The sequence below is a fragment of the Mesorhizobium sp. WSM4817 genome, assembly GCF_055811135.1.
On the sequence record NZ_JBVVQQ010000002.1, the window covers coordinates 293,527 to 308,801 of the forward strand.

At 61.2% G+C, this 15,275-nt stretch carries 17 protein-coding genes; 16 read left to right on the forward strand and 1 reads right to left on the reverse strand.

Annotation, left to right across the window (positions count from 1 at the left end; genetic code table 11):
• Window positions 1–22: 22 nt before the first annotated feature.
• Window positions 23–982, reverse strand: a complete 960-nt coding sequence (locus tag AC0L2K_RS04025; protein WP_473530682.1) for a L,D-transpeptidase — start codon at window positions 980–982, stop codon at window positions 23–25.
• Between AC0L2K_RS04025 and AC0L2K_RS04030 the strand changes: the two genes are divergently transcribed.
• The 16 genes from AC0L2K_RS04030 (at window position 963) to AC0L2K_RS04105 (ending at window position 15,246) form a co-directional block, all read left to right on the forward strand.
• Entirely contained in the window at window positions 963–1,613 is a 651-nt protein-coding gene (locus tag AC0L2K_RS04030) for a type III secretion protein (RefSeq protein ID WP_473530683.1), read from the forward strand. The two genes, AC0L2K_RS04025 and AC0L2K_RS04030, sit on opposite strands and share 20 nt — an antisense overlap.
• A 20-nt stretch (window positions 1,614–1,633) precedes the next feature.
• Window positions 1,634–2,296 (forward strand): hypothetical protein, encoded by a 663-nt coding sequence (locus AC0L2K_RS04035; RefSeq protein WP_473530684.1) that lies wholly within the window; start codon window positions 1,634–1,636, stop codon window positions 2,294–2,296.
• Between the two features lie 15 nt (window positions 2,297–2,311).
• Window positions 2,312–3,145, forward strand: a complete 834-nt coding sequence (sctJ, locus tag AC0L2K_RS04040) for a type III secretion system inner membrane ring lipoprotein SctJ (protein ID WP_287179639.1) — start codon at window positions 2,312–2,314, stop codon at window positions 3,143–3,145.
• A gap of 47 nt (window positions 3,146–3,192) precedes the next feature.
• Window positions 3,193–3,765, forward strand: a complete 573-nt coding sequence (locus AC0L2K_RS04045) for a SctK family type III secretion system sorting platform protein (protein WP_473530685.1) — start codon at window positions 3,193–3,195, stop codon at window positions 3,763–3,765.
• A 5-nt stretch (window positions 3,766–3,770) separates the two neighbouring features.
• On the forward strand, window positions 3,771–4,391 hold the full coding sequence (gene sctL / locus AC0L2K_RS04050; protein WP_473530686.1) for a type III secretion system stator protein SctL: 621 nt from the start codon (window positions 3,771–3,773) through the stop codon (window positions 4,389–4,391).
• Window positions 4,388–5,746, forward strand: a complete 1,359-nt coding sequence (locus AC0L2K_RS04055) for a FliI/YscN family ATPase (RefSeq protein ID WP_473530687.1) — start codon at window positions 4,388–4,390, stop codon at window positions 5,744–5,746. Before sctL ends, AC0L2K_RS04055 begins: the two co-directional genes overlap by 4 nt.
• A complete protein-coding gene (locus tag AC0L2K_RS04060; RefSeq protein ID WP_473530688.1) occupies window positions 5,733–6,221 on the forward strand; it encodes a hypothetical protein in 489 nt (162 codons plus the stop codon). Before AC0L2K_RS04055 ends, AC0L2K_RS04060 begins: the two co-directional genes overlap by 14 nt.
• A gap of 151 nt (window positions 6,222–6,372) precedes the next feature.
• On the forward strand, window positions 6,373–7,347 hold the full coding sequence (sctQ, locus tag AC0L2K_RS04065) for a type III secretion system cytoplasmic ring protein SctQ (RefSeq protein WP_287258411.1): 975 nt from the start codon (window positions 6,373–6,375) through the stop codon (window positions 7,345–7,347).
• Entirely contained in the window at window positions 7,340–7,993 is a 654-nt protein-coding gene (sctR, locus tag AC0L2K_RS04070; protein WP_128245331.1) for a type III secretion system export apparatus subunit SctR, read from the forward strand. The genes sctQ and sctR overlap by 8 nt, the downstream gene beginning before the upstream one ends.
• A gap of 18 nt (window positions 7,994–8,011) precedes the next feature.
• Entirely contained in the window at window positions 8,012–8,281 is a 270-nt protein-coding gene (locus tag AC0L2K_RS04075; RefSeq protein WP_023799503.1) for an EscS/YscS/HrcS family type III secretion system export apparatus protein, read from the forward strand.
• A gap of 9 nt (window positions 8,282–8,290) precedes the next feature.
• Complete coding sequence (sctT, locus tag AC0L2K_RS04080; protein ID WP_128245332.1) at window positions 8,291–9,103, forward strand: type III secretion system export apparatus subunit SctT; 813 nt, start codon at window positions 8,291–8,293, stop codon at window positions 9,101–9,103.
• Window positions 9,104–9,264: 161 nt separating this feature from the next.
• Window positions 9,265–10,086, forward strand: coding sequence for a D-glutamate cyclase family protein (locus AC0L2K_RS04085; protein ID WP_128245333.1), 822 nt, complete (start codon window positions 9,265–9,267; stop codon window positions 10,084–10,086).
• 267 nt (window positions 10,087–10,353) lie between these two features.
• On the forward strand, window positions 10,354–11,745 hold the full coding sequence (gene eglC / locus AC0L2K_RS04090) for an endo-1,3-1,4-beta-glycanase EglC (RefSeq protein WP_023799500.1): 1,392 nt from the start codon (window positions 10,354–10,356) through the stop codon (window positions 11,743–11,745).
• 84 nt (window positions 11,746–11,829) lie between these two features.
• Entirely contained in the window at window positions 11,830–13,584 is a 1,755-nt protein-coding gene (locus AC0L2K_RS04095; protein ID WP_287374520.1) for a type I secretion system permease/ATPase, read from the forward strand.
• On the forward strand, window positions 13,584–14,894 hold the full coding sequence (locus AC0L2K_RS04100) for an HlyD family type I secretion periplasmic adaptor subunit (RefSeq protein ID WP_473530689.1): 1,311 nt from the start codon (window positions 13,584–13,586) through the stop codon (window positions 14,892–14,894). The genes AC0L2K_RS04095 and AC0L2K_RS04100 overlap by 1 nt, the downstream gene beginning before the upstream one ends.
• A gap of 82 nt (window positions 14,895–14,976) precedes the next feature.
• On the forward strand, window positions 14,977–15,246 hold the full coding sequence (locus AC0L2K_RS04105; protein ID WP_287237158.1) for a hypothetical protein: 270 nt from the start codon (window positions 14,977–14,979) through the stop codon (window positions 15,244–15,246).
• Window positions 15,247–15,275: the final 29 nt, after the last annotated feature.

The following is a 15,275-nucleotide window of genomic DNA, read 5'->3' on the forward strand; positions in this document are numbered from 1 at the left end:
TTGCGGCTTTCGGGAACGGCCATCAATGCCGCACAATGATCTGGCTGCCGATCTTCACGCGGTCATAAAGATCGATGACGTCGTCATTGGTCATGCGAATGCAACCGGAGGAGTTGGCCTGTCCGACGGTCCATGGCTGGTTGGTGCCGTGGACGCGATAAAGCGTGTTGCCGATATACAATGCGCGCGCGCCCAATGGATTGTTCGGTCCTCCCTCGACATGGGCAGGCAGGAAGCGGCCATTTGACGCTTCCCTGGATCGCATTTCGGCCGGCGGCCGCCAGTCCGGCCAGGTCTTCTTGCTCGAAATCGTGTCGCGGCCGGCCCACTCCAAGCCCTCCTTTCCAACGCCCACCGCGTATCGCAGCGCCCTTCCGTTGCCCAAAATGTAGTAAAGCCGCCGCTCCGTGGTGCTGATAACGATCGATCCCTTCGGTTGAGCCTCACTGAAATGCACGATCTTCCTGGGGGTTGCTGACCAGTCGTTCCGGGTTTCTCCATCGGAAGTCTGGTCGGGTGCGGAAGGGGAGACCAGCACATTTCTTGCCGGATCGTAAGTCCAGCTTCGTGGGTCATAACCGCTATTCGATTGGGCCTGCGCCGGCGCCATCGCGGCAATCGATAGGGCAGCGATCAGAAATGAACGCAACCTCTGGTTAAGGCGCGGGGCGACCCGGACTTTGCGTCCCGCAACCTTGACGGGAACAGGCAGGTTCGCAAGCAGGATGATGATTGCCGCCAAGACCGATCTCTTCTGCATCCAGGCGTCCAGCTGACGATCACCTGATTCCAGCGCGCACCATATCGCTTTGCAGGCGGTTCGCAACATTTGGCACCAAATGCTCGTGCGCAATCCAATTGGACTTCCAATTCTGCAATGTGCACGATAGAGTGAATCGGCGGGTAAATCATGAAACCAGCGACGCGGGCCATCGCTCGTGCGTCCCTTTGCGATAGGACCAATGTTGACGGGACGCGACACCTGCCATGCGGATCGGTTCTCGGGAGCCAGGGCTGCTTTTGTCGCCTGCGGTCTTGCGATGATCCTGGCGTTCGGCCTTGCCTCGTCGCAGGCCAATGCCGCCGAACCGCGCTGGCCTGCCGGCCCGTACAAATACATCACCGTCGATCAGTCGGTGGCCGGCGCGCTGGTCGAGCTAGGCCGCAACATGCGGGTGCCGATGCGTGTCAGCAAACTCGTAAAGGGTCGTTTAAGCGCCGGCATGCCGGTTGGGACGGCGCGCGAGTTCCTGCAGGAGATCTGCGATCGATACGGGCTGGTCTGGCATTTCGATGGCATCGTCATGAACGTCGCGACCGAAGCTGAGGTCCGGACGGAAATGATCGCGCTTGACGCCAACACGGCTGCCGGTGCGGAAGATCGGCTTTCGCGGCTGGGGGTCGTCGACCCGAAGTTTCCGATCAAGGTGTCCAGGCGAGACGATGTTGTCTCGGTATCGGGGCCGCCGTCCTATGTTGAACTTGTCAGGAAAACACTGGGAGTTCCTGCGGCGCCGAGCACGAAGCAGGATGTTGGCAAAGTTGTTCCGGTCCGCGTTTTCCGCGGCAGGCAGGCGGAGGCGCAGAATGTTCCCTCCGGCAAACCGAACTAAGCAAGCAGGAGGGCAGGTTCATGCAAATCGCGCCGATTGGAGCCCTGGAAGCCACGCTGGCGAACTTGACCACCAGCATGGCTTCGCAGCAGCAGATCACCGCCGGCACGACAGCGCAGCCGGGTAACCGGATGGTGGGTGCCAATCAGGAAAAACATGATGCCGCGAAGGTCAGTATGCCTGAACGCGGTGATGTCGCCGCGCGGGCAGGCCAGCAGGTGGCGCAGTCGTCTTCGGGAGCCAATCCGGCGATGGCCGGACAATCGTCCAAACTGGAAAAGACCGAGCCGATCGCCGAACACAAGCTGTTCGACTATCTGGCCGAGGTGGAGAAGGCTGGGGGCGGGGCGCTCACGGATCCGTCTGCATTGTTCGGTTCTGCGGTTCAGTCGCTGGAAGGGACCATGCAGCAGGTCCAGAAGGCCCTTGGCCAGGCAAATGCCCCCCAGGCAAATGCCACCGTGAGTGCTGAAACGGCCACCATGCAGGATGGCGCCGGCAAGACCGCCCCGTCAGGCAAGGCCCCGTCAGGCAAGGAAGACGAAAACGCCACCGCAAAAAATGCCGAGCAATTGCTCGAACGATCGATTTCGGTGATGTGGGCAGCCGCCAATCTCGAGGTGGTCACGAGCAGCGTAACGGCCGTTACGTCGTCTACCAGCACGCTGATCAAGCAACAGTAAGCCTACGGAGTGTTCGTGCACACGATAACCTTGCCGCGGCGGTCGACACTATTTGATCGATGCGGCGTCCGGTGCCGCGTCGCGCTCGTCGTGGTGAGCATGCTTGTGCTCCAGGCGTGCTCGGTTGAGCTGTATTCCGACCTCAACCAGCGGCAGGCCAACGAGATCGTGGCCACGCTGATGCGTCATGGCATCCCGGCCCAACGCGAGGCGGGCAAGGACGGCAAAATGACGGTTTCCGTACAGAAGGACCGTTTCGCCGAAGCCATGGCGATTCTCGACGAAAGCGGGTTACCCAAACAGGAATTCCAGACGCTCGGCGACGTGTTCAAGCGAGACGGGCTTGTATCCTCGCCGGTCGAGGAGCGTGCGACGATGATTTATGGCCTGAGCCAGGAACTGTCGCAGACGATTTCGGACATCGACGGCGTGCTTTCCGCGCGCGTTCATCTCGTCCTGCCCGAAAACGATCCGCTGAGACAGCGGCTGGTGCCATCGTCCGCCTCCGTTTTCATCCGCCATCGCGCATCCGTTCCGATGAATGAGCTGATCCCTCAGGTCAAGATGCTGGTGGCCAAAGGCATCGCCGGGCTGACTTATGACAATGTATCCGTCACGCTCATTCCGGTGACCGCGGCAGTTCCCGAGCACGCAACCGGCGAGCCAGGTTTCACGACGTTCCTCGGCCTCTGGCTGCATCCCGACAGCGTCGCCGCCGCGATGTGGCTGTTTTACGGCATGATGGCGGCTATAGCGGCGCTGGCTGCCCGCCTGGCTTACGTCCAGTGGTATCGACGACCCGGTGTTTATGCGCTCGACGCTTCGGCCATGCCGGTGAAGAAGACATGATCCAGACCGGCTCGAAGCAAACTGCCAGCCCGGAATGGCAGACATTCATGTCCAATCCCGCAGGCTATGCGGATGCGGCCCGGCTGGCGCAATGCTTTGACGGCACGATCGGCGAGGCTGCCTGCGAGCGTATGTTGCGGTCGCAGCGCCTGCATCAGCGATTGTCAGTGCTTCTGCTTGAGCGTTACGGCCTCAGCGGCGCCGTCTCCAACGAGCCAGCCGATGAGACAGACCTGGCGATTGCCTTGTCGTCGGGTGAGGAGTTGGAGGAACTAGCGCTTCGCGCCGGCGCGATCTACTGGGCCGGCAGTCTGGCCGCCGTCATCGATGGACGCCAGGCCGCCGCGTTGCAGGCAGCGCTCGGCGCGGAAATCTGCGCTTTCGCAGTCGCCAACCGCGATCTGGCCGGTCCAATGCAGCCGTTGGAGCCCCTGGAAGACATTTATGGTCGTGTCCATGCCGACGGCCTGCGTTGCCTTGGCGCCTGGTGTCAGGCGATGCCGGGCGAAACGAGCATGCGGGTCCGTCTCAAGCTGATGCCGCATGCGCTTGTGGACCAGCCGACAGCCGAACCATTTGCCGAAGCTGGTCCGGCGATTGTTCGACGGGCGATGGGTTAAGCGAGATGGTCGAACCAGGCAAAGCGACCACTACCGTGCCGAGGCGCCCCGTCGCCCGCATCCTGCGCGCCGCCGAGGCACGCGCCTGGCAGGATGGGCACGCTTTTCTCGACGAAGCCAGGCGTGATGCGCAGCAGTTGCGTGACGCCGCTCGGCGAGCCTATGCGGCCGAATATGCGCAGGGTTATGAAGACGGCAAGGCGCGAGGCGACGAGGATGCCGCGCGTCTGGTGAGCGAGACCGCGGTCAAGGTAGATCGCTATCTCGGTGGGCTGGAAGCCGAAATCATCAATCTGGCTCTCGATGTGGTCAGGCGAGTGCTGGGAGAATTCGACGCGAGCATGCTGGTCGCCAAGGCGGCCGCGCGGGCCGTCACTGAAATTCGCCGCGCCAAATATCTAAAAGTCCGACTTCATCCTGCTTCCGTTAACAGGGTTCGCGACGAACTGAACGCGGTCCTGCGCGAGAGTGACCTGGGCATGACGGTCGAGATCGATGTCGACGATACGCTGGCGACGGGCGCCTGCATCCTCTCGACCGACATTGCCGTCATCGACGCCAGCATCGAGGCACAGCTCAACGCCATTGCCGCTGCGATTTCATCAAAGGCCGAGGCGGCGGCATGACAAGTCCCGCCACCAAGCTCGAGAGCCGCCTCGCATCGATCGTTCCGAACCTGCGTTCCGGCCTGCGTGAAGATGCCAGCCGGCCGAGGAAAGGGCGTGTACGGCGGGTCACCGGCACGGTCATTCACGCGACCGTGGAGGAGGTTCGGATCGGCGAGATCTGCGAACTCCTCGATCCCAGGACCGGCACGGCGACCAAGGCGGAAGTCGTCGGGCTCATGGACGAGATGGCGATCCTTGTTCCGCTTGGCGATCTCACCGGCCTTTCAAGCCTCACCGAGGTCATTGCGACCGGAAAGACCCAGACGGTGCCTGTCGGGCCCGGCCTGCTTGGTCGGGTGATCAGCGCGTTCGGCGAGCCATTGGATGGCAAGCCGCTTGCGCCGGATGGCATTACCGGCAGCTATCCCGTCAACGCCTATCCGCCGTCGCCGCTGGAGCGCAGTTTGATTTCCGAGCCTATCCAGCTCGGAATCCGCGCCCTCGATGGGCTTCTCACCTGCGCGCGTGGGCAGCGCGTCGGCATCTTCGGCGAGCCTGGCGTCGGCAAGTCGATCCTGCTTTCGGATATCGTCAGCGGCACCGACGCAGATGTCGCCGTGGTTGCGCTTGTCGGCGAACGCGGACGTGAAGTGCGCGAATTCATCGAGCATCAGCTTGGGCCGGAAGGGCTGGCGCGCGCAGTCATCGTCGTCGCGACGTCCGACCGGCCGGCGATCGAGCGCGTCAAGGCCGCTTATGTGGCGACCAGCATTGCCGAATATTTTCGCGACCAGGGCAAGCATGTGTTGCTGGCAATGGACAACATCACGCGGTTTGCCCGTGCGCAGCGCGAGATTGGCCTCGCTTCAGGCGAGCCGCCGACGCGTCGCGGTTTCCCGTCTTCGCTTTTTGCAGTTCTGCCCCGATTGCTCGAGCGCTCAGGGCCTGGCCGCGTCGGCTCCATTACAAGCCTCTACAGCGTTCTTCTGGAGGGCGATGGCACGCTGGATCCGGTTGCCGAAGAAATCCAGGCGCTTCTCGACGGCCACGTCTTTCTGTCGAACGAACTTGCACAGCGCAATCATTTCCCGGCCATCGACGTGCTGCGCAGCCGCAGTCGGCTCATGGACACGGTGGTGCCGGCTGAGCATCGCTCGGACGCCGGCCGCTTGCGGGAGCTGCTCGCCCGCTACGCCGACGTCGAATTGCTGCTGCGCGTCGGCGAATACGAAAAGGGCCGCGATGCGGTGGCGGACGAGGCGGTGGCGAAGATCGACGCCATCAACGCCTTCCTGCGACAGCCGTCCGCCACCCACGAGACAATCGAGCAGACACGCGAACGCATGCGGGGGATCGTCAATGAAAGATCGTGACACGATCGCACGATTGCGCGACCTCAGGCGCCACGGTGAACAGCGCGCAAACGAATTGGTCATAAGGCGATACGCCGCTGCGCAGCGGGCCGCCGGGGCGGTTCGGGAGGCAGCCGCCGCGGTCAGCGAACACCTGCAGCACACAGCCGACGCTGAGGATGCAGCATTCGCTTCGCTTGTTGGGCAACCGGTGAAGGCCGCCAGCCTTTACCGGCTTCAGGGACAGTTCGAGAACGCCGCCAGGCAAACCGAGCAGCTCCGGGAAAACCAGAAGATGGCCGGCGTCACCGAGCAACGAAGCAAAACCGAGTTATCGGCCGCCCGCAACGATCATCGCGCCAGCATGAAGGCGGTGACGAAGCTGGACGGGCTTTTGGAGCATCTGACCAAACGCACTGCGCGTCGCAGCCTCGCGCTTGCCGAGCTTTCCGAGGAAGACGAGCGCAGTCCAATGCGCTTGCCCGCAGAACGATAGTCCAATCCGTGATCGTGAATATGGAAGTGTGATGCCTCAGGCCTTGGCGTCGGCAAAAAAGAAAGCGCGCGCAGAGCCGGTCAGACGCACACGCTCGAGCGTTGGCGAGCCGCTGACATTGGAATCTGTTGCGGCTGGGGAGGTTGAGGCATTGAACGCCTTCTACCGCCGTCGTGCTGCCGCGCAGATCACGATTGCCGGGAAAACCATGGCGATCGCCGCCGTCTGGCCGGCGCCAAACCCTGTGGACCAGCCAATATGCACGATTGCGTTCACTCTCGGAGACATGGCGGGCAAATTGCGCTTGCCGTTATCTGTTGTCGAACGAGGCCTTGCCAAGGCTGACGAGCTGATCGACGTGAAACGACCGGCACCCGCTCACGCCGCACTGCTGCTGGAGTCCGAATTCGAAAAAGATCTCGAATGGATCGAGAGCAAGCTGGGCGAGACGATCGCTATTACGTCGATCGAACAAGAAGACAGCGTTCTGGACCAAACCGCGTTGGCTTTCGTCCTGGCCGGCAAGGACGAAACCATAGGTTGCGCCTTGCACACCGACAGCGTCGGTCTGGCGGTGCGGGCCGGGCGCTTTCTCGACGCGATCGGCAAAGCAAGACCTCCGGTTCCTGCCGAATTCCCGTTGCCGGTCTGCCTCTGGCGCAACGCGCTTACAATCAGCTTTGGTGAGCTTCAAAGCCTGCAACCTGGCGATGTGGTGCTTTTCGATGACGAAGAGGACGAGGCGGCATTGGTCATTGCCGAGCGGCTTTATGCCCCGGCGGTGCTGACTGCTAGCGGGCCGCAACTGCTTGCCGCGCCGACTGCAATCGCTGGATCGAAATGGGAGTGGACCATGAACCAAGACACGCCGCCGCACGCCGATCAGGCATTGGAGGAGGCAACTCTGGACGAGCTGCCGGTTGCGCTTGCCTTCGAACTCGGCCGCACGGCGCTGCCTCTCGGCGAGGTAAGGCAGCTTGCGCCCGGCGCCATCGTTCCGCTCGCCAATGTGACGAAGGAGACGGTCGACATCATCGCCAATGGCAAACGCGTCGGCCGTGGCGAGATCGTCCGGATTGGGGAGAGCCTGGGCGTGCGGATCGCCCGTATGTTCGACAATGCTTGACAATTCGCCCAACCTGCTTGGGATCCTGATTGCCGTCGGCTTTGTCGGTCTGCTGCCGCTGGCAGTCGTCACCATGACCGGTTTCCTGAAGATCTCGGTCGTGCTGTTCCTCATCCGCAATGCGCTCGGCGTCCAGCAGATGCCGCCCAATCTGGTGCTCTACGGCATAGCGCTCGTGCTCACGGTCTATGTCACGACGCCGTTGCTGAGCGAGATGTCGGGACGGCTCCAGGAAGGGCAGGTTCAGTTCCAGACGACCGAGGACCTCGCCAGGGCGACGCAACTGGTGAGGGAACCATTGCAGCAGCACCTGATCAAGTTCACCCAGCCGGAAGAGCGGCAGTTCTTTCTCGATGGGACGAACCGCCTGTGGCCGGAACAGGCACGACAAGATCTGAAGGACGACGATCTTTCGATACTCGTTCCTGCCTTTGTCGCGTCAGAGCTTACGCGGGCATTTGAAATCGGCTTTCTGCTTTATCTTCCCTTCCTCATCATCGACATCGTCGTTGCCAACATCCTGATGACGCTCGGCATGATCATGGTCTCGCCGGTCCTCATTTCGGTCCCGCTGAAACTGTTCCTTTTCGTCGCCATAGATGGCTGGTCGCGGCTGATGCACGGCCTGATCCTGAGTTACGTCTGACGCCGCTGGGAGGTTTGCATGAGCAATGACTTCATCCTGGCGAAGGTCCAGGGCGCGCTCCTGACGGTGCTGTTCGCGTCAGGCCCGGCGATCGTCGCGGCGCTGGCCGTTGGGATCCTGGTCGGGCTGGCCCAGGCGCTGACGCAAATTCAGGACCAGTCGCTGCCGCAGACGATCAAGCTTGTCGTGATCCTGCTGGTCATCATCGTCTTCGGCCCGCTGCTTGGCCAGCAGATCGCCGAGCAGGCCTCGACGGCGCTGGACGAATTCCCCGTCGTCACGCGTTGAGGCGCGCGGATGCCGGTCGAACCCTTCTTCGCGTCGGTCAAGGAGCTTCAGTTGTTTCTTCTGGCGGGAGCTTTCGCGCTCGCCCGCATGACCGGGTTCATGCTGCTGATGCCGCTCTTTTCGCGCGTGCCGCTGTCGGGCCTTCTGCGCAACGGCGTTGCCCTGGCGCTGGCGGTTCCGGTCTTTCCGATGATCGTCGACAAGCTGACAAACACCGACATCGCGACGACGATGATCGTCGCCTACATGCTCAAGGAGGTCGTCGTCGGGGTAACGCTCGGGCTGGCGATGGGCATTCCGTTCTGGGCGGCCGAGGCTGCCGGCGATATCCTGGACCTGCAGCGCGGCTCGACGATGGGCACGCTGATCGATCCGATGATGACCCATGAGACGAGCGCCACCGGCACCTTGCTCGCCGTCATCATGGTCACGGTCTACCTGGCCGCCGGCGGCCTCGAACTTTCCCTGACCAGCCTCTACGACAGCTATGGCCTGTGGCCGATCGACCAGCTTCTGCCGGTGTTCAGCAAGGATGCAGCCGGCATCTTCCTCGATCTCTTGAACCGCATTCTGATGATGGCATTGACCCTGGTTTTCCCGCTCATCATCAGCATGCTGTTGTCCGACCTTGTGCTGGCCTTTTTGGCGCGCGCCTCGCCGCACCTCAACGTTTTTGCGCTTTCGCTGATCGTGAAGACGCTGGTGTTTAGCCTCGTCTTTGTCCTCTATTCTGCTTTCCTGCTCTTCTACATGGAGCGGGACCTTGGCTTCCTGCGCGAGGCAGGCCGACAGATAGAAGCGATCGGCTGCCGCAGCTGTTAATGACACCAGGAAGGTTTGCGCAAGCGTCGTTCGTAAGATGAAGCAATCGTTGGCCGGCCAATAAATACAATTTATCGTTGAGGAAAGATTCTGACAATTTGACAAGCAGCCGAGCCGCCAACGATCTTACGCCCTCCCGACTTGTCTCTGAACCGGAAGCCATGGCTCGCCTGACCACTTCACCGATCTTCGAGGACCTGCGACTGGTCGATGCGGACAGGCTGCGCAGGCTTGTCAGAATGGGCGCCTATGAGGGGCATACGGGGGGGCTGGCGCACGGCAAGCTCCAGGCCAATGTTGTGATTGTGCCGCGCAGCTTTGCCAGCGATTTCCACCAGTTCTGCATCCGCAACCCGAAACCCTGTCCATTGGTCGGCGTTAATCGCGCCGGCAGCCCATTGATCCCAGCGCTGGGCGACATCGACATCCGCACCGATGCCCCCCAGTACAACATCTATCATTTCGGCGAGCTGACCCGTCGGAGGACGGACATCATCGACCTGTGGCAGGATGATTTTGCCGCTTTCGCGCTCGGCAGTTCGCTGACCGTCGAAGCTGCACTTGCCGAAAAGAAACTGAGCCGCATCGGCTGCGGCAAGGCCTCGCCCAAGTTTCGAACCAGGATTCAGACGTGCCGCGTCGGACCGTTTGGTGGCGAAATGGTCGTCTCGATGCGTCCGATAAGCCGTTGCGATGTCGACAGGGTTCGCGCTCTCACCGCACGCTTCCCGCATGCCCACGGCTCTCCCATCCATGTCGGAGATCCCACGGTCATCGGAATAGCCGATTTGATGGCTCCCGACTGGGGCGATGCGGTCAAAATCATCGACGGGGAGGTCCCTGTATTCTGGGCCAGCAGCATCACCGCACAGGATGCACTTGCTCGTGCCGAGCTGGCGACCTCGATCACGGTATCGCCGGGGCACATGCTGATCACCGATGTCGATGCACGAGCCGATGCGGGCGCTTTCAAAGTCTACTAGCAGTTCTTCATCACCGGTCAGCGTTAATGCTATTCGAGATGCGAAATGCGGTGAGAGTCGGTCTCGATCTGCCTCACCACATCTTCGATCATGTTGCAGTGGCCCAACCTTATGCACTCGAGGCAGTGAAGCTCCCCTGCAAGTGCTCCCACTACGTGATAACCATTTGGTAACCTTCCGAACTGGAAAGTGAAAAAGTACTGGCTACTTTTGCCCTCGATAGATGTTAGGGCTGGTATCGAGCGAGACAAAGGAGAAAGGACCGGGATGGCCACGGTACTGAACGCCAAAGGCGTTCCACTTCCCTACAGCGGATCCTCCGTAAGGTGGTATTCGGCGACGAATTCCGGCCCGACACTTTATGGCAGCACATACAACGACTCGATGTATGGCGACGCTGCCGTCACCGTCACAATGCGTGGCGGCAAGGGCGACGACATCTATTATCTGTATGCCGCGAAAAACAAGGCGGTCGAGCTGTCCGGCGAAGGGGTGGACACCATCTCGACCTGGATGAGCTACAAACTCCCGGCGAATTTCGAGAACCTGACGGTCACCGGCGACAAGCGCTATGCTTTCGGAAACGAGCTGAACAACATCGTTACCGGCGGCTCCGGCCAACAGACGCTCGACGGCTTGCAGGGCGATGACGTGCTCAAGGGCGGATCCGGGGCGGACATTTTCGTCGTCAACCCCGGCAACGGCAGTGACCTGATCCTGGACCTTGGCGCGACGGATACGGTTCGCGTCGGGAGCTACGGCTTCACCTCCTTCGAAGAGGTGCGCGCCAACATGGTCCAGTCGGGAGCCAACGTCCGCCTAAATCTGTCCGACGGCGAGTTTCTCGTCTTCGCCAACAAGACCATCGGCGATTTCACCGCAAGCCAGTTCAAGCTGGCCGTGGACAGGTCTGCCCTGGAACTGACCTTTTCGGACGAGTTCGATACGTTGGACCTGTGGAACGGCTCGAGCGGCACCTGGGATTCGAATTACTGGTGGGGGGCCGAGAACGGCAGCACGCTCACGAGCAACAATGATCTTCAATGGTACATCGACACCGACTACGCCCCGACACGCTCCGTCAATCCGTTCAGCATCGAGGACGGCGTTCTCACCATTACCGCCGCCCGGGCTCCTGAGGCGATCCGTCCCTATATAAATAACTACGAATACACGTCAGGGTTGCTGACGACCTACGAATCTTTCGCGCAGACCTACGGCTATTTTGAAATTCGCGCCGACATGCCCGAAACACAAGGGGCATGGCCGGCCTTCTGGCTTCTCCCGGCGGACGGCTCCTGGCCACCGGAACTGGACGTCATCGAGATGTTCGGTAAAGATCCAAACAAGCTCATCCTGACAGGCCACTCGAACGCGACGGGAACGCATACAACAGTAGGCACGACGGCCTATGCCGCGGATACCGAAGGGTTCCACACGTATGGCGTGCTTTGGACAGAAGACGAACTCGTCTGGTATTTCGACGACGTCGAAGTCGCTCGTGCCGCAACGCCTGCCGACATGCATGACCCGATGTATATGCTGGTGAATATGGGGATCGGTGGCCAGGCGGGAGAGCCCGCCGACGAGCTTGCGACGCCTGCCGAAATGCAGATCGACTACATCCATGCCTATGCGTTGCAAGACTGGGTTATCTGACATTTGACAGATGGACTCGGCACCGACACGTTCGTCATCATTTCGGGCGCGGCCATTGCCGCCTGAGACCGAACTGGAACTGATGTGAAGCCGACGTCGCATCCCATTCCACCCGAGCCGCCGCGAACGACACTCGCGGCGGTTTTGGCTTCCTTCCGGCGAGCGTTGGCCGGAATTGCGTTGATGAGCGGCGTCGTCAATGTCCTGGCGCTGACCGGCTCGTTCTTCATGCTGCAGGTCTATGATCGTGTCATACCCGGCCGCAGCGTGCCGACGCTCGTCGGGCTCGCCGTGTTTGCCGGCACACTTTTCGTTTTTCAGGGCGTTCTCGAACTCATCCGGTCGCGTTTGCTGGTGCGCATCGGGATGGCGCTGGACGCGCGCTTGAGCGGACAGGTCTATGCCGCCCTCATGCGTTTGCCGCTGCGAACCAAGCTCGCAGGCGACGGCCTTCAATCCTTGCGCGATCTTGACCAGGTGCGATCGTTCATGTCGAGTGCCGGTCCGACCGCGCTTTTCGACCTGCCGTGGATGCCGCTCTACCTCTTTATCTGCTTCCTGTTCCACTTCTGGATCGGCATGACGGCGCTGGCCGGTGTGGTCATTCTGTTCAGCCTGGCATTGCTTGCCGAAATACGCACGAGAGAGCCCGCCAGAAAGGCAAACAGTCAAGCGGCAGCGCGCAATACACTTGCCGAAGCGACACGTCGCAATGCCGAGGTTCTGCAGGCCATGGGCTTTGGCTCGCGCATCGCCGAGCGCTGGTCAGGGATCAACGCCGGCTATCTCGACACCAATGCAACGGCCAGCGACCTTGCCGGGACGCTCGCAACGATCGCGAAGATCCTGCGCATGATGCTGCAATCGGGCATCCTGGCGATCGGCGCTTATCTGGTCATCCATCAGGAGGCGACCGGCGGCATCATGATCGCAAGTTCGATCATGATGAGCCGGGCGCTCGCACCTATCGAACTGGCTATCGCCCACTGGAAGGGCTTCGTCACCGCCCGCCAGGCCTGGGCCCGGCTGACCCAGCTTTTGGTCCTGCTTCCCGAAACTGCGACAAGTGTCTCGCTGCCTGCTCCGAGATCTGCTCTTTCGGTCGAAAGTATCAGTGTCGCACCGCCGGGTGAGCGCCGTATGGTCGTGCAGGAAGCCACCTTTGCACTTGAAAAGGGCGTCGGCCTCGGCATCGTCGGGCCGAGCGCTTCGGGCAAGTCATCGCTCGTGCGCGCGATTGCCGGCATATGGCTCCCGGTTCGCGGCACCGTCAGGCTGGATGGCGCAACACTCGACCAATGGTCGCCGGAAGAACTGGGCAAGCATGTCGGCTATCTGCCGCAGGATGTGCAACTGTTCGACGGCACCATTGCCGAGAACATCGCGCGCTTCGAGCCGCAAGCGCCTTCCGACAAGATATTGGCGGCTGCGCGCGCGGCCGGCGTTCATGAACTCGTCATCCACCTGCCGGAAGGCTACGAGACGCGCATCGGCGAGGCCGGTTCGGCGCTTTCGGCTGGCCAGAGGCAGCGGGTGGCGCTTGCCCGGGCTCTCTACGGTGACCCGTTTCTGGTTGTTCTCGACGAGCCTAACTCCAACCTCGATGCGGAAGGCGAGGCCGCGTTGACGGTGGCGATTCAAGCTGTTCGCGCTCGAGGCGGTATTGCCATCGTGGTCGCACATCGGCCGAGCGCGCTGGCCAGCCTGGATCAGGTTCTTGTGATGGCGAACGGCCGTATTCAGGCCTTTGGCCCGAAGAATGAGATCTTGAACAAGATAACCCGCCCAGCGGGCGTTCCCTTGAAGGTCGTTTCCGGACTTGAAGAGACGGCATCCTGATGGCGCAACGCACGATATTCGCAGCCGATCGCACCATTCGACGCTATCTGCTTGGCGGTGTCGCAACCTGCATCCTGCTGGTTGGCGGGGCGGGGAGCTTGGCCGCCGTCACCGAGATTTCCGGAGCCGTCATCGCTTCGGGAAAGCTGGTTGTCGATTCCAGCGTCAAGAAGGTGCAGCATCCGACGGGTGGCGTTGTCGGTCAAATCTTCGTCCGGGAAGGCGATGCCGTGCAATCGGGCAAGGTCTTGATCCGCCTCGATGAGACCATCACCCGGGCCAATTTGGCGATCGTCTCGAAGAGCCTGGACGAATTCGAGGCGCGGCTGGCTCGCCTTGAGGCCGAGCGCGACGGCAAGGCAAGCATCGTCTTTCCAGCTTCGCTTGTGTCACGCCAGGATACCCCCGAGATTGGTCGGGCGATGGCCGGCGAGCAATCTCTGTTCGAATTTCGCCGACAGGCACGCGCCGGTCAGAAGGCTCAGTTGCAGGAGCGCATTGCGCAGCTTGCCGAAGAGGTTTCCGGCTTGACCGAGCAAAGAGATGCCAAGAGCCAGGAAATCAAGTTGATCGGCTTTGAGCTCGAAGGCATGCGCAGACTTTGGCAACGCAAGCTGGTTTCGATCGATCGTATTACTGCGCTTGAACGCGATGCCGTGCGGCTTAAAGGCGAGCACGGGCAACTGACTGCGGCCATAGCGCAATCGAGGGGTCGTACCTCCGAAATCCGTTTGCAGATCATCCAGATCGACCAGGATTTGCGCAGCGAAGTGGCAAGCGAACTGCGAGACGTCCAGGCAAAGATCTCCGAGTCCGTCGAGCGCAAGGTTTCGGCCGAAGATCAGCTCAAACGCATCGACATACGCAGTCCGCAGAACGGTGTCGTTCATCAGCTCGGCGTGCACACGGTCGGTGGCGTTATATCTCCAGGCGAGCTCATCATGCTGATTGTCCCGGTGACGGACGACCTGACCGTCGAGGCGCGCGTGGCTCCGCAAGACATCGATCAGTTGACGCCAGGGCAAGGCGCGACCCTGCGGCTGTCGGCATTCAATCAGCAAACGACGCCGGAACTGAATGGTGCGGTCAGCAAGATTTCCGCCGACCTCAATGTCGATGAGAAAACAGGCACCGGCTTTTACACCGTGCATGTTGCTTTACCGCGCACAGAGCTTAGCCGGCTCAAGGGCGTGGCCCTGGCGCCAGGCATGCCTGTCGAGGTGTTCTTTTCGACCGGCAACCGCACCATGCTGTCCTATCTCGTGAAACCTTTGGCGGATCAGATCCAGCGAGCTTTCAGGGAGCAGTAGGCTCTCTCTGCGAGCCGACGAGCTGAATTCCGGAACAAGGACGCGGTTCTGCCGTTTCGCCTGAAACCGGAAGCGATCCCACATGTCCGAGTTGACGAATGAAGAGATCGAGGGTCGGCTCAATGCCCAGCGAGAGACTCTGACGCTGGTCGTCGCGCTGCTCGCCGGCCTCGACGCGACTTCCGAGCGAATATGGGCTGAACTGGAGGCCCGTTTTCAATTCCAGAACAATCAGGAAGACCCCGGCGCCGTGCCAAGCCGTGCATTCGCCATTGAGAGCGCGATGATGCGGGAGTTCAAGCTGATCTTCGAGGAAGCGCGGGCACGCAAGGCGGAATGGAATGCCGAATAGGCAGGCGGAACAGATCCGTCTCTCCGGAT

Coding starts and splice junctions, on each gene's coding strand:
- AC0L2K_RS04055 (WP_473530687.1), top strand. CDS start 4,388: ATGACAAGTCCCGCCACCAAGCTCGAGAGCCGCCTCGCATCGATCGTT.
- AC0L2K_RS04105 (WP_287237158.1), top strand. CDS start 14,977: ATGTCCGAGTTGACGAATGAAGAGATCGAGGGTCGGCTCAATGCCCAG.
- AC0L2K_RS04100 (WP_473530689.1), top strand. CDS start 13,584: ATGGCGCAACGCACGATATTCGCAGCCGATCGCACCATTCGACGCTAT.
- sctR (WP_128245331.1), top strand. CDS start 7,340: ATGCTTGACAATTCGCCCAACCTGCTTGGGATCCTGATTGCCGTCGGC.
- AC0L2K_RS04045 (WP_473530685.1), top strand. CDS start 3,193: ATGTCCAATCCCGCAGGCTATGCGGATGCGGCCCGGCTGGCGCAATGC.
- AC0L2K_RS04085 (WP_128245333.1), top strand. CDS start 9,265: ATGGCTCGCCTGACCACTTCACCGATCTTCGAGGACCTGCGACTGGTC.
- AC0L2K_RS04030 (WP_473530683.1), top strand. CDS start 963: ATGTTGACGGGACGCGACACCTGCCATGCGGATCGGTTCTCGGGAGCC.
- eglC (WP_023799500.1), top strand. CDS start 10,354: ATGGCCACGGTACTGAACGCCAAAGGCGTTCCACTTCCCTACAGCGGA.
- AC0L2K_RS04075 (WP_023799503.1), top strand. CDS start 8,012: ATGAGCAATGACTTCATCCTGGCGAAGGTCCAGGGCGCGCTCCTGACG.
- AC0L2K_RS04060 (WP_473530688.1), top strand. CDS start 5,733: ATGAAAGATCGTGACACGATCGCACGATTGCGCGACCTCAGGCGCCAC.
- sctL (WP_473530686.1), top strand. CDS start 3,771: ATGGTCGAACCAGGCAAAGCGACCACTACCGTGCCGAGGCGCCCCGTC.
- AC0L2K_RS04035 (WP_473530684.1), top strand. CDS start 1,634: ATGCAAATCGCGCCGATTGGAGCCCTGGAAGCCACGCTGGCGAACTTG.
- sctT (WP_128245332.1), top strand. CDS start 8,291: ATGCCGGTCGAACCCTTCTTCGCGTCGGTCAAGGAGCTTCAGTTGTTT.